Source organism: Halobacillus campisalis, from assembly GCF_030345335.1.
Classification (GTDB): Bacteria; Bacillota; Bacilli; order Bacillales; family Halobacillaceae; genus Halobacillus_A; species Halobacillus_A campisalis.
On record NZ_JAPVRC010000001.1, the window covers coordinates 184,528 to 199,094 of the forward strand.

General features: G+C 42.0%; 12 protein-coding genes. 11 read left to right on the forward strand and 1 reads right to left on the reverse strand.

Annotated features, from left to right (window positions below):
- Positions 1-171: 171 nt before the first annotated feature.
- From rny to mutL, 10 genes are all read left to right on the forward strand, one after another.
- Positions 172-1,731 (forward strand): ribonuclease Y, encoded by a 1,560-nt coding sequence (gene rny, locus O2Q26_RS00895; protein WP_253935244.1) that lies wholly within the window; start codon positions 172-174, stop codon positions 1,729-1,731.
- A gap of 63 nt (positions 1,732-1,794) precedes the next feature.
- Positions 1,795-2,592 carry a TIGR00282 family metallophosphoesterase gene (locus tag O2Q26_RS00900; RefSeq protein ID WP_289214167.1) on the forward strand — a complete coding sequence of 266 codons (798 nt, stop codon included), beginning with the start codon at positions 1,795-1,797 and terminating at the stop codon, positions 2,590-2,592.
- Between the two features lie 108 nt (positions 2,593-2,700).
- Positions 2,701-2,961 (forward strand): stage V sporulation protein S, encoded by a 261-nt coding sequence (locus tag O2Q26_RS00905; RefSeq protein ID WP_253935246.1) that lies wholly within the window; start codon positions 2,701-2,703, stop codon positions 2,959-2,961.
- Positions 2,962-3,135: 174 nt separating this feature from the next.
- On the forward strand, positions 3,136-4,176 hold the full coding sequence (gene tdh / locus O2Q26_RS00910) for an L-threonine 3-dehydrogenase (protein WP_289214721.1): 1,041 nt from the start codon (positions 3,136-3,138) through the stop codon (positions 4,174-4,176).
- A 21-nt stretch (positions 4,177-4,197) separates the two neighbouring features.
- Positions 4,198-5,373, forward strand: a complete 1,176-nt coding sequence (locus O2Q26_RS00915; protein WP_289214168.1) for a glycine C-acetyltransferase — start codon at positions 4,198-4,200, stop codon at positions 5,371-5,373.
- A gap of 144 nt (positions 5,374-5,517) precedes the next feature.
- A complete protein-coding gene (miaB, locus tag O2Q26_RS00920) occupies positions 5,518-7,089 on the forward strand; it encodes a tRNA (N6-isopentenyl adenosine(37)-C2)-methylthiotransferase MiaB (protein WP_289214169.1) in 1,572 nt (523 codons plus the stop codon).
- A 1-nt stretch (position 7,090) separates the two neighbouring features.
- Positions 7,091-7,516 carry a YlbF/YmcA family competence regulator gene (locus O2Q26_RS00925; RefSeq protein ID WP_253935249.1) on the forward strand — a complete coding sequence of 142 codons (426 nt, stop codon included), beginning with the start codon at positions 7,091-7,093 and terminating at the stop codon, positions 7,514-7,516.
- A gap of 166 nt (positions 7,517-7,682) precedes the next feature.
- On the forward strand, positions 7,683-8,258 hold the full coding sequence (locus tag O2Q26_RS00930) for an outer spore coat protein CotE (protein WP_289214170.1): 576 nt from the start codon (positions 7,683-7,685) through the stop codon (positions 8,256-8,258).
- Between the two features lie 316 nt (positions 8,259-8,574).
- Positions 8,575-11,133 carry a DNA mismatch repair protein MutS gene (gene mutS, locus O2Q26_RS00935; RefSeq protein WP_289214171.1) on the forward strand — a complete coding sequence of 853 codons (2,559 nt, stop codon included), beginning with the start codon at positions 8,575-8,577 and terminating at the stop codon, positions 11,131-11,133.
- A 16-nt stretch (positions 11,134-11,149) separates the two neighbouring features.
- Positions 11,150-12,973, forward strand: coding sequence for a DNA mismatch repair endonuclease MutL (gene mutL, locus O2Q26_RS00940; protein ID WP_289214172.1), 1,824 nt, complete (start codon positions 11,150-11,152; stop codon positions 12,971-12,973).
- A gap of 70 nt (positions 12,974-13,043) precedes the next feature.
- On the opposite strand, the gene O2Q26_RS00945 is transcribed toward mutL, so the two are convergent.
- Positions 13,044-13,403, reverse strand: a complete 360-nt coding sequence (locus tag O2Q26_RS00945) for a helix-turn-helix domain-containing protein (RefSeq protein WP_253935253.1) — start codon at positions 13,401-13,403, stop codon at positions 13,044-13,046.
- Positions 13,404-13,594: 191 nt separating this feature from the next.
- On the opposite strand from O2Q26_RS00945, the gene miaA reads away from it, so the two are divergent.
- Positions 13,595-14,530: a tRNA (adenosine(37)-N6)-dimethylallyltransferase MiaA gene (gene miaA, locus O2Q26_RS00950; RefSeq protein ID WP_289214173.1), complete on the forward strand. Its 936-nt coding sequence runs from the start codon at positions 13,595-13,597 to the stop codon at positions 14,528-14,530.
- The last annotated feature ends 37 nt before the right edge of the window (positions 14,531-14,567 follow it).

The window sequence follows — 14,567 nt, forward strand, 5'->3', positions numbered from 1 at the left end:
CAGGCTCTGAAGACTCTGATGGTTCCTTGACATTAGCACACTTCAAGCATAAAATGAATGTGTATCATTTTCATATTTATACCTTTTTTATTTCAATGTAATGAAACTGAAAATGAATCGTTTGTACATGCCGACAAGCGGACCAAGTTTATAGCAAGAGGAGGTGAAACTATGGATATGTTATCCATCATCTTCATTTTGCTTGCCCTTATCATCGGTTCTGTTGTTGGTTACCTTATTCGGAAATCTATTGCGGAAGCAAAGATATCAAGTGCTGAAGACCTTGCGAAACAAATAGTCGAGGAAGGTCGTCGAAATGCAGAGTCTGCTAAAAAGGAAGCTCTGTTAGAAGCGAAAGATGAAAATCAGAAATTCCGGCAGGAAGCAGAAAATGATATTCGAGAGCGCCGCATGGAGCTGCAGAAGACCGAAAATCGCTTAACACAGAAAGAAGAGAATCTTGATCGTAAGAGTGGAACACTCGACCAACGTGATTTATCACTCGAGAAGAAAGAGGAGACTCTTGCCGAAAGACAACAACAAATTGAAGAAATGGAAAGCAAAGTGAAAGCTATGCTTCAAGAGCAACAAGCTGAACTTGAACGCATCTCGGGCTTAACTGCTGACCAGGCTAAACAAGTTATACTTGAACGGGTGGAACAAGAGGTTTCTCACGAATCAGCCTTAAGGATCAAAGAAGCTGAGAATCGCGCCAAGGAAGAAGCGGATAAAAAAGCAAAAAGTATTCTTTCACTTGCCCTTCAGCGTTGTGCGGCAGACCACGTAGCTGAGACAACAGTTTCAGTAGTAAACTTGCCGAACGATGAAATGAAAGGCCGCATTATCGGTCGTGAAGGAAGAAATATCCGTACGTTAGAAACATTGACTGGTATTGATCTAATTATTGATGATACCCCAGAAGCTGTTATCCTATCAGGGTTCGATCCCATTCGTAGAGAAACAGCTCGCATGGCTTTAGAAAAACTTGTTCAGGATGGCCGCATCCACCCGGCTAGAATCGAAGAAATGGTCGATAAGTCTAGAAGAGAAGTCGATGATTATATTCGGGAAGTCGGTGAAGAGACGACATTTGAAGTAGGAGTCCACAGCTTACATCCTGACCTTGTTAAGATTCTAGGTCGATTGAAATATCGTACAAGCTATGGGCAGAACGTCTTGAAACATTCAACCGAAGTAGCTTATCTATCTGGCTTGCTGGCTGCTGAGCTTGGAGAAGATGAAAATCTGGCACGACGAGCAGGGTTGCTTCATGATATTGGAAAAGCCATCGATCATGAAGTTGAAGGAAGTCACGTAGAAATTGGTAAGGAACTTGCTACCAAATACAAAGAACATGAGGTTGTGATCAACTCGATTGCTTCCCACCACGGTGATGAAGAGCCGACTTCTGTTATTGCTGTCCTTGTCGCTGCAGCGGACGCTTTATCAGCAGCCCGCCCTGGCGCCCGAAGTGAAACGTTAGAGAATTATATCAAACGTTTAGAGAAGCTAGAGGAGATATCTGAGTCTTATGAAGGCGTAGAAAAATCTTTCGCTATTCAAGCAGGACGTGAAGTGAGAATCATGGTACGCCCTGATGAAATTGACGATCTGTCAGCTACCAGTTTAGCTCGGGATATTCGTAATCGAATTGAAGATGAACTTGACTACCCGGGTCATATAAAAGTGACAGTTATACGAGAAACACGCTCAGTGGAATACGCGAAATAAATTGAAGCGGTCTTAAATGGCCGCTTCATTTTCGTTTCATCACATATTAAAGGAGACGCGCAGATGAGAGTATTATTTATAGGAGATGTCGTAGGTTCACCAGGCAGAGATATGGTAACTGAATATTTACCAAAGCTAAAAAGCAAATTTCAGCCTTCCGTAACGATCATTAATGGAGAAAATGCGGCTGCAGGTAAAGGAATAACAGAAAAAATCTACCGCAAATTTTTAGAGCAGGGTGCTCAAGCAGTTACTTTAGGTAACCATGCATGGGACAAAAAAGAAATTTTCGATTTTATCGATCATGCTGATTATCTCGTCCGCCCGGCTAATTTCCCGGAAGGTACTCCAGGAAAAGGTTTGACATTTGTTAAAACCCCGAAAGCTGAAATTGCTGTCATCAATTTACAAGGCCGCACTTTTCTCTCCCCAAATGATGATCCCTTCCGCAAAATTGATGAATTAATTGAGGAAGCTAAAAAAAGAACTCCGATTATTTTCTTGGATTTCCATGCGGAAGCGACGAGCGAGAAGCAGGCGATGGGCTGGTATGTGGATGGACGAGTGAGTGTGAATGTAGGCACCCATACTCATATTCAAACTGCAGATGAGCGGATATTACCAAAAGGGACTGCCTACATCTCGGATGTTGGAATGACAGGTCCATATGACGGGATTTTAGGTATGGAGCGTGAAGCCGTTATGAAACGCTTTTTAACCAATCTTCCGGTAAGGTTTGAGGTCCCGAAAGAAGGGCGGACTCAACTAAGCGGGTTTTTAGTAGATATTGATGACCGATCTGGACAAGCAACTAGCGTAAAGCGAATTCAAATCAATGATGATCGACCGTTCTTCGAGTGATTATTTGAATTTTGCGAAAAGTTCCTTCATAATGAAAAGGGAATATTCTACAACTCCAAGAATATAGTGGTTATGGAACAACTATAGTGAATGAAGGAGGAGCTAGTAATGGAAGTATTAAAAGTATCAGCTAAATCCGTACCTAATTCAGTAGCAGGAGCCTTGGCAAACGTTGTAAGAGAAAGAGGATCGGCCGAAATGCAGGCCATTGGAGCAGGTGCACTTAACCAGGCTGTTAAAGCTGTAGCGATTGCTAGAGGGTTTGTAGCGCCCAGTGGAATTGACCTGATCTGTATACCCGCCTTCACAGATATTATGATCGATGAGGAGGAGCGTACAGCGATTAAGCTGATTATTGAACCTCGTTGAAAAATTTTTAATAAAAAATGAAGTCTGCCGTATTCTTATATGATAAGGATGCGGCATTATTTATGTTCAATTGTTTATATGCAGTGGACAAATAAACTTGCGCATAAAAAATATCATGATAAGATATTATTAAACATGGATTTACAGTATGTAATTAAAGTTGAGGTGTTCACTGTGAACGGAAAAATGAAAGCTGTAGTTAAACATCATAGAGGAGAGGGTGCCCAGCTGCAGGTAGTTCCTATCCCTGATGTGAAAGACGATGAAGTATTGATCAAAGTAAAAGCCACATCCATATGCGGGACGGATGTACATATATATAATTGGGACGAATGGTCCGCGAGCCGAGTGCATCCGCCTTATGTGTTCGGGCACGAGTTTTCTGGTGAAATCGTGGAAACAGGAAAAAAAGTCACCAATTTCAAACAGGGCGACTACGTGAGTGCGGAGACTCACCTTATTTGCGGAAGCTGTCCACAATGTTTAACGGGACAATACCATATTTGTGAAAACACAAAAATTATAGGCGTAGACACACAGGGTTGTTTTGCTGAATATGTGGCGCTTCCAGCAGCTAATCTATGGAGGAATCCTGAAAATATGCCTGAGGATATCGCTTCCGTTCAGGAGCCGATGGGTAATGCTGTCCATACAGTTTTAAACGGCGATGTGGCTGGCAAATCAGTGACTGTCATAGGCTGCGGCCCGATCGGTCTCATGGCGGTTGGAGTGGCTAAAGCTGCCGGAGCTTCGCAGGTCATAGCCATGGATTTGAATTCATATCGTTTGAGCCTCGCTGCAAAAATGGGTGCTACCTCAACGATTAACGCTGGGGAGCTTAACCCTGTAGAACAAGCAAGAAAACTCACCGGCGGACATGGAGTTGATGTCGTGTGCGAAATGAGCGGTCATCCTATAGCAATGGACCAGGGCTTCAAGATGATTACGAATGGAGGCAGAGTTTCAATTCTAAGTCTGCCTGTTCATCCGGTCACCTTGGATGTTACGAACGATATAGTCTTCAAAGGAATCACAGTTCAGGGTATAACAGGACGAAAAATGTATGAAACCTGGCAGCAGGTCTCCCGTTTGCTTGACTCAGGACAGGTTGATGTGTCGCCCATTATTACCCATCATTTTAAACTCGAAGAATTTGAAAAAGGGTTTAAATTAATGAATGAAGGAAAATGCGGTAAAGTAGTATTACATCCGTAAGATTTTAAAAGGAGGATTTCCATGAAAGGTTTTGAATATTTACAAGAGCAATTAGATGAAATGAAAGAAGAAGGTACGTTCAGAAATCTAATTCCACTTCAATCGGCACAAGGCTCCAAAGTGACGATAAAAGGTAAGGAAGTGATCCAGCTATCTTCTAACAATTACTTAGGTTTAACGTCCCACCCAAAGATGAAGGAAGCGGCTGACATCGCAAATAAAGAATATGGTGTCGGGACTGGGTCCGTACGCACGATCGCCGGTACGTTGAAAATGCATGAGGATTTTGAAGAAAAGTTAGCCAAATTCAAACATACCGAGGCGGCACTTGTTTTCCAATCGGGCTTTACGACTAATCAGGGAATCTTGTCTTCTATTTTAACGGATAAAGACGTAGTGATCTCCGACGAATTGAACCATGCTTCCATCATCGACGGGATCCGATTAACGAAAGCTGGAAGAAAAATATACAAGCATGTGGATATGGAATCTTTAGAACAGGCTCTAAAAGAAAGCTCTGAATACCGTACGCGTCTTGTTGTGACCGATGGCGTATTCTCTATGGACGGTAATATTGCACCACTGCCAGAAATTGTAGAGCTTTGTGAGAAATACGATGCATTAGTCATGGTGGATGATGCCCATGCCAGTGGAGTGTTAGGTGATAATGGACGAGGAACCGTTAACCATTTCGGTCTGGATGGCAGAGTTCATATTCAAGTAGGTACGCTAAGTAAAGCTATAGGCGTCCTTGGCGGCTACGCAGCAAGTACGAAGACGTTAAGGGAATATTTGATCCATAAGGGTCGACCGTTCTTATTCAGCACCTCTCATCCGCCGGCAGTGACAGCTGCAAATGATGCGGCTATCGACGTTCTGTTAAATGAACCAGAGCTTATTGATAAATTATGGGATAATACGAAATTATTCAAGAAAGAACTAGAATCGCTAGGCTTTGATATTGGTATTAGTGAAACCCCTATTACTCCTGTCATGATCGGCGACGATGCCCTCACTCATAAATTCTCAGATGAATTATTCGAGGAAGGCGTATTCGCTCAAGGAATCGTTTTCCCGACCGTACAAAAAGGGAAGGGCAGAATCCGTACAATAGTGACCGCTGAGCACTCTAAAGAAGAGCTTCAGGAAGCTTTGAAAGCTTTTGAAAAAGTCGGTAAAAACTTAGGAATTATTTAAAAAAGAGAGCTGCAGTGAATGCGGCTCTCTTTTTTTAGTTAGAATGAAGAGGGAATCATGACAATTTCTGCATTTCCCTTAAAAAATGTCCAGAATATTGATATAATAAGACAGTTAGAAAGCTCTGCTTGAAAGGAGATTACAATGAACGAACAACAGCGTAAAGAAATGTCCCAAATTCGACAGGGAGAGCCATCGGACGTAAAATCCGACCAGGATAACCTGCACAGAATAAAGGAAAAAAGCAGCGAAGATTTCATGAAATATTTTGAAACAACATATCAGCCTCCATCTCTAAGGAAGGCTCAGAGGCGGAGAAAAGAAGAAGTGAAGGTCCATTACGACTTTAAAATTCCTGAAGATATGGATGGGGTCGGAGTAGGCCGCAAATACATGATTCGTACGTATGGTTGCCAAATGAATGAACATGATACAGAAGTCATGGCAGGTATATTTGAAGACATGGGCTATGAATCAACCAACGATACGAAAGAAGCAGATATCATATTGTTAAACACGTGTGCGATCCGAGAAAATGCGGAAAATAAAGTGTTTGGCGAAATCGGACACTTAAAGCCTTTGAAGCTTGAGAATCCAGACCTCATTATTGGTGTGTGTGGATGTATGTCACAGGAAGAATCCGTAGTCAACCGGATCCTTAAAAAACACCCATTCATCGATTTGATTTTCGGTACGCATAATATCCATCGTCTTCCACAGCTTGTGAAGGAATCGATGTTCAATAAAGAGATGGTCATCGATGTATGGTCCAAAGAAGGCGACATCATAGAAAACCTCCCGAGATCTCGTAAAGGAAAAATCAAAGGCTGGGTAAACATCATGTACGGCTGTGATAAGTTTTGCACGTACTGTATCGTCCCTTATACTAGAGGGAAAGAAAGAAGCCGACTGCCGGAAGATATTATTCAAGAGGTGCGCCACTTAGCTGCTCAAGGCTATAAAGAAATTACTTTACTCGGTCAGAATGTAAACGCTTATGGTAAAGATTTGGATATTGGTTATGGGTTGGGCGACTTGATGGACGAACTGAGAGATATCGACATTCCGCGTGTCCGCTTTACAACTTCTCATCCACGTGATTTTGATGATCGTTTGATTGAAGTGTTGGCAAAAGGCGGAAATATGCTTGATCATATTCACCTTCCTGTTCAATCGGGCAACTCGGATATCCTAAAAATCATGGGCCGTAAATATTCCCGCGAAGAATATTTGAAGCTCGTAGAAAAAATTCGCACGGCTATGCCGGAAGCGACCCTCACTACAGATATCATTGTAGGTTTCCCAAATGAAACGGAAGAACAATTCGAGGATACGCTGTCATTAGTAGAAGAAGTAGGGTTTGAAGCGGCTTATACGTTCATCTACTCACCTCGTGAAGGAACTCCGGCAGCCCGGATGACGGATAACGTCGATATGGATGTGAAAAAAGAACGTCTGCAGCGCTTGAATAAGCTCGTTAATCAACAGGCGGCCGATTCCATGAAAGAGTATGAAGGTGAAATCGTTGAAGTGTTAGTCGAAGGTGAAAGTAAAAAAAACAAAGAAGTTCTCGCCGGTTATACGAAACGGAACAAAATGGTCAATTTTACTGGACCACGTTCTTCTATCGGCAGCATTGTAAAAGTAAAAATAAACGAAGCGAAAACCTGGTCTCTTAACGGAGTCATGGTCGAAGAAACGGCAGAGGTGAAATAAGATGGCTCAATACACAAGAAAGCAAGTCGTTGATGAAGCTCATAAGCTGGCAAAAATGATGGCGGACATTGAAGAAATCGATCGCTTTAAACAAATCGAATCGAAACTCAACGAGAATCAGAAAGTACAGTCTCACATTAAAAAAATTAAAGCTCTACAAAAACAAGCCGTCAATTTTCAGGCCTACGGAAAAACTGAAGCGCTGCAGAAAATTGAAAAGGAAATCGATCGTCTGCAGGATGAATTAGATGAAATTCCGATTGTGGCTGAATTCAAAGATACCCAGATGGTAATTAATGATATTTTACAAATGGTTTCCAGCACGATTTCTCGTGAAGTCACCAATGAAGTCATCCGATCGACAGGCGGAGATGTCCTCAGTGGAGAAACGGGAACTAAAAAAAGTAATGGCTCTTGCAGCCGTTAAATAGAGGAATCCGGCAGACAAGAAATTATCTGCCGGATTTTTTTGTACAATTTCATAGGCTGATGCATAGAATGGAATACAAACGTCCTGAAGCCATCGAGAATATTGTTCACCATTTGCCCAATTCCGCATAGGATGAGTGGTAGAATAAGGAGGAGTGTTTCCTATGTCATTTTTCGAACGAGAATACAGAGAAATTATTACGAAGGCGGTTTGTGGAAAAGGAAAAAAATTCGTTGAAGCCACGAACACAATCAGTCCTTCACATCGGCCGACGAGTATACTGGGTTGCTGGGTCATTAATCATATCTACAATGCAAAGAAAAAGGGCGAACATGTAGAGGTTTCTGGCAGCTACGATATCAACGTATGGTATTCGTATAATGATAATACGAAGACAGAGGTTGTTACAGAACGTGTGAATTACTGTGACCATGTCCCGTTAATTGTAAAAGACGAAAATTGTATCAGCGATGATTTCGAAGTCATTGCCAAAGCTGTCCAACAGCCAAACTGTCTGGAGTGTAAAATTGCAGCTCAAGGTCAAAAAATTATCGTGGAAGTGGAACGAGAATTTGTTGTCGATGTTATTGGTGAAACAAAGTTGTGTGTCCGAGTGGATCCAGACGGTTGTAATAGTCACGAAGATTTCGATTATGAATTATCATCCGATGACTTTTCAGGTATCGAAACAGATTTTCTTCCAAGCAGCAGCAGTAGTAGTAGCCATCATAAAGATTAATACTCATGTCCTTGCTGACTCAGCGGGGCATTTTTTTTGTGCCCCTGCGTTTTACTGTGTTGTTAATCTTTCATAATGAAGGATTGAAAATATAGCTGGTCGTTGCAAGATTTCATTCTAAGTTATTAATGAGAGTGAGGAGCGTAAGGGAGCGATTCGCTTTTAGAAAAGGGAACTTATATAAATTCTGAGATTTGACAGAGTCTTTTGTATAGTTGACTTTCGTTCAAGGACGCTTGGGTAATGTGATATAATATCTCTATCTGATGAAAACGTATGTGTTTCATCAATTTTGTTCGTTTTGGAGGATTTTAGAATGGCGCAATATACACCTATGATGCAGCAATATTTAAAAATAAAAGCGGAACAGAAAGATGCTTTTCTATTTTTCAGACTTGGAGATTTTTATGAAATGTTCTTTGATGACGCTCTTTCTGCTTCTCGTGAACTTGAAATCACTCTGACGAGCCGTGATGGTGGTGGAGAGGACCGCATACCGATGTGCGGAGTACCTTACCACTCGGCTGAAAACTACATAAAGCAATTGATTGAAAAAGGATTCAAAGTAGCGATTTGTGAACAAGTAGAGGATCCCAGGACGGCCAAGGGCGTAGTGAAGCGCGAGGTGGTCCAGCTGATTACCCCTGGGACAGTAATGGAAGGCAGTATGTTAGATGAAAAAGAAAATAATTATTTGGCCTCCGTCTCTAAATTTTCAGACGGGACCTATACGGTCAGCTATAACGATTTGACGACGGGAGAGAATAGCATTGCTCTCGTTACAGATGGATTTGACGCTGTTTTAAGCGAATTGTTCAACAGGCCTGTTAAAGAAGTTGTGGTTGATGAATCGTTTGACGAAGCCAAACAGCAAATGTTCAAGGATCGTTTAGGTTTTACGATATCTTATAGTAATAACACCGAGATTGATGAACAATTTTATCCGTTGGTCGAATCGATTCATTCCGATAAGTTTATCGAAGGTTTTGGACGGCTGCTTCAATATATCAAACATACACAAAAGAGGTCCCTGGATCATCTCCGTCCCGTCCAAACGATCGAACTTAAGAAATACATGTCATTGGATATGTATTCTAAACGAAATTTAGAGCTGGTTGAAACTCTTAGAAAGCAAGGGAAAAAGGGAAGTCTGTTGTCCGTAATGGACCATACGATCACAGCCATGGGCTCGCGAACGTTAAAAAAATGGCTTGAACGCCCGCTGCTTCTCAAAGAGGATATTAAAGGGAGACATGATCAGCTTGAAGGACTGCTCGAACACTTTTTTGAAAGAGAAACAATTAGGGAGCAATTATCCTCAGTTTATGATTTAGAAAGGCTTGCCGGAAGAGTAGCGTATGGGAACGTGAATGCAAGAGATTTAATTCAGCTTAAACATTCGCTTTCTTCGATACCAGAGATTATGGAAACGCTGAAACAATTTGAACACCCCGCTGTAGATGACCTATTCCGGTCTATAGATCCCCTGCCTAATTTAAGGTTGCTTCTTGAAGAAAGTTTAAACGAAGATGCGCCGATCACAATTAAAGAAGGGGGTATGATCCGTGATGGTTATCACGCCCAACTGGATGAGTATCGTGATGCGTCAAGGAACGGAAAGAAATGGATTGCTGAGTTGGAAGCTGAGGAACGTAAGCAAACGGGGATCAAATCGCTTAAAATTGGTTACAACCGTGTGTTCGGCTATTATATTGAAGTGACGAAAGCGAACATTGCTCATTTACCTGAAGGAAGGTACGAAAGAAAGCAGACGCTTACAAATGCGGAGCGTTATATTACTCCCGAGCTTAAAGAAAAAGAATCGCTCATATTAGAGGCTCAGGACAAAAGCATGGAGCTTGAGTACCAGCTGTTTCTTGAGGTAAGAGAGCAGGTGAAGGAGTATGTGCACCCCTTGCAATTACTTGCAGAACAAATCAGCAGAATTGATGTATTGCAGGGATTCGCTCAATTAGCTGATGAACAAAGCTATGTTCGGCCACAGTTCAATGAGAACCGGACGATCGATATTAAGCAGGGACGACATCCGGTCGTCGAGCAAGTGATGAAAAACGAGTCCTTCGTTCCTAACGACGTATTTATGGATCAGACAAAAGACATCTTATTGATTACAGGACCGAATATGTCAGGTAAGAGTACGTACATGAGGCAGCTGGCTCTTACATCCATTATGGCTCAAATCGGGAGTTTCGTCCCTTGTGAATCCGCCTCACTGGCGATTTTTGATCAGATTTTCACGAGGATCGGAGCTGCTGACGACTTAGTATCTGGTCAGAGCACATTCATGGTAGAAATGCTCGAGGCCAATCATGCATTAAGTCATGCGACAGAAAACAGTCTGATCTTATTAGATGAAATCGGGCGTGGCACAAGCACATATGATGGCATGGCTCTTGCTCAAGCCATAGTAGAGCACATTCATGAAAATGTACGGGCAAAAACTTTATTCTCTACCCACTACCATGAGCTGACGACACTGGAAGAAGAGCTTGTGCGTCTTAAAAATATTCATGTGCGAGCGGAAGAGTACGAGGGTCACGTTATATTCCTTCACCAAATTCAAGACGGGGCAGCGGACGAAAGTTACGGTATTCACGTAGCCAAACTTGCTGAATTACCAAATGAACTTATTGAACGCGCAACTTATCTTCTGAACACACTTGAAAGTGGGCGTCAGGAAGTGAGCGCAGCGAAAGAACAACAGCAGCTTAGTTTATTTGAAGAGGAAAAGCCTGTTCAACAAAAAAACACCTCACCGCTGGAAAAACGAGTTGGCAGTTTAAACTTAATGGAAATGACCCCAATGGATGCCATGAATGAGCTGTACCAGCTGCAGAAGCAGCTTAAATCGTAAAAAAGGAGGTCTATCGATGGCGCTGATTCAATTAATGCCTGATCACCTCGCGAACAAAATTGCTGCGGGAGAAGTAGTGGAACGTCCTGCGTCTGTCGTTAAAGAGCTCGTTGAAAATAGTATTGATGCTGGCAGCGGCTGGGTGGAGATCGAGCTCCATGAAGCAGGGCTCCAAAGGATAAGAATTACAGATAACGGTAATGGGATGGAAGAGGAAGATGCTAAGAAAGCATTCTTCCGTCATGCTACGAGTAAAATCAAAGATGAAAACGATTTGTTCCACGTACGAACATTAGGTTTCAGGGGAGAGGCGTTAGCAAGTATTGCCGCAGTCAGCCGGCTCACTATGCAGACTTCACAGGGGCAATCCGCAGGTACGAAGATAGAGCTTGAAGGCGGGAAGATCATCCATGAGGATAAAAGTGATGCGCGTCAGGGTACGGACATTATTGTTGACGAGTTGTTTTTCAACACACCTGCCCGCTTGAAATATATGAAAACCATCCATACAGAGCTTGGCCATGTTACAGATTTGCTGAATCGTATGGCTTTAGCTCATCCAGAGGTGAAATTCGTTTGTAAGCATAACGATAAAGAATTATTTCGTACGAACGGCCGTGGTGATGTTCTCCAGGTAGCTGCCAAGATTTATGGTATGAATGTCGCCCGAAAAATGGTGCCGATAAAAGCGGAAACGAAAGACTTTAAAGTAAGTGGTTACATTTGTAAACCAGAAGTCTACCGGGCGCAAAGAAGTTATATTTCTACAATCATCAATGGAAGGTATATTCGTAATATAGCTTTGAACAAAGCCATCCTGCAGGGCTACCATACGCTTTTGCCGATCGGCAAATATCCGATCGTCGTCCTTAACATTGAGATGGACCCTATCTTAGTCGATGTTAATGTTCATCCTGCTAAGTTGGAAGTACGGTTCAGCAAAGAGAAGGAACTGTTTGATCTGTTGGAGGCAACGATCAAAGATACGTTCAGAAAACAAACACTTATTCCGGAGGTTGAACATAAACAGCCTAAGCCCAAAAAAGAGTACAATAAACAAGAAATATTGGACTTGTATGAACGTGAGAGGGCTGAGCCGCCCCGTGAACCTGAAATTTCTGACGGTGGAGAGTCTGCTGAAGTAGGGGAGTCGTTCGGCGAATATAAACGTGAGCAGCAAGAAGTCGTTCATCAAATGGAGCAACCTTTGGATGAACCGATTGAGCCGCCGATCGAAAATCCTGGTGTAGAAGAAAAGCGTGTTCCGACGATGCATCCGATCGGTCAACTGCACGGAACATATATCCTTGCTCAAAATGAAGACGGCATGTACATTGTCGATCAGCATGCAGCGCAGGAACGTATCAAGTATGAGTTTTTCAGGGATCAAATAGGAGAAGTTGAACATGAGGTACAGGAGTTGTTAGTCCCTATGACCTTTGATTTTCAAAGGCGTGAAGCTTTGAGAATTGAAGAAATGAAAAGTGATCTGGAAAAAGTAGGGTTGTTTTTTGAGCCTTTCGGTGGTCATAGTTATATTATCCGATCGCACCCCCAGTGGTTTCCTAAAGGTTATGAGGAAGAAGTCATTCAGGAAATCGTCGATCAACTGATGTCAGAAGAGAATATCAATATTTCAAAACTTCGTGAAGAAGCAGCCATTCTCATGTCTTGTAAAAGATCGATCAAAGCCAACCACCATTTGAATCATAACGATATGTTCAAATTGTTAGAGGACTTGAGAAGCTCGACGGATCCATTCACCTGTCCTCACGGAAGGCCGATCATCGTTTTTTTCTCAGAATATGAAATGGAAAAAATGTTTAAACGAGTCATGTAATCGTTCAAAAATAAATATAAGCATGCTCCCTTTGATAGGGGGCATGCTTTTTTATGTTTACATAATTAATTTATGAAGGGTGCTTTTGCTGAAGAAGAAAGCGAAAGTAGTTTTCTATCTGGTTGATTTCATCTGCTTGCACTTTAAGCCAAGATTGTTTATCAAAAATGACTGACCGGTCAAAACCTTTGTCTTTAAGGAATTGTTTAATTTCTCTCATTTCATCTTCTTTTTCATCACTGAGTCCAAGTAAATAATCGGCCGTTGTATGAAGGGCGTGGGCGATTTTAGACAAATCTTCAAGATCGGGCGAGGTATATTGTCTTTCCCAGTTCGATACGACTTGCGGAGAGACCCCAACTTTTTCAGCTAACATCGTTTGAGTCAGGCGGCGTTTTTTTCGCAATGAACGAATTCTTTGATTAACCACTTCATACTCCTCCTTTTCTCTATATTACCACAAAACTAACGAATGTCGATATACAAACTAACGAAATCTTTTAGTTATACTAACGGGATTCGTTAGTTAAGTTAACGAATTCCGTTAGTTTCAGCCTTGAGGTATGATTCCAAAGCGGTTCATGTATAATGGGAAGTGAATAAAATAAAGGGGGGATTTATTTGAAACCTTCAGTAGTCAGCGTAGTCGGTCCAACAGCCGTCGGTAAGTCAGAATTAGCTGTGAATATAGCTGAAACATTCAATGGAGAAATCATTAGTGGAGATTCTATGCAGATTTATCGAAGGATGGATATAGGTACGGCTAAAATCACCAAAGAAGAAATGCGTGGAATCCCTCATCATATGATTGATATTAAAGATCCAGAAGAATCTTTTTCAGCGGCAGAATTTCAACTGAAAGTTCGGTCATTGATAGAGGAAATAACAAATCGCAATCGTCTGCCTATCATAGTGGGTGGCACTGGTCTTTACATACAGGCAGCATTGTACGATTTTAATTTTTCTGATCATGAAAGGGATCGGACTATATATCGAGAACTGGAAAAAGAGGCAGCTGAACGTGGAATAGATGCAATTTATCAACGGCTTAAGGAAGTGGATCCAAAACAAGCGGATAAGATCCATCCAAACAATGAGCGAAGAGTACTGCGTGCGCTCGAAGTTTATGAGAAGACAGGCCAAACGATGAGCGGTTATCAGGCGGATCAAAAAGGAGATTCTCCTTTTACCCCTATACTGATCGGATTGGAAATGGGTCGAACGGAGCTATATGAAAGGATTAACTACCGCGTCGACCTCATGATTGAACAAGGGTTAGAAGTGGAAGTACGCTCCCTTTTCGATGAAGGTTTGGAAAACAGTCAATCGATGAAAGCGATAGGCTATAAAGAGTTCATTCCTTATTTTAAGGGTGAATATTCTTATGAGCGTGCCATAGAGCTGTTGAAGAGAAACTCCAGGAGATATGCAAAGCGTCAGTTCACCTATTTTAGAAATAAGCTGAATGTCAATTGGTATGCGGTGCAGCCGAACGAAAAAAATGATAAAATTGAAAAAATCTTGCGAGATTTAGCAGGAATGCTCGAAGAAACCTAGAATGGTAATACTATAGATAGATATAGAGGAGGAAGAT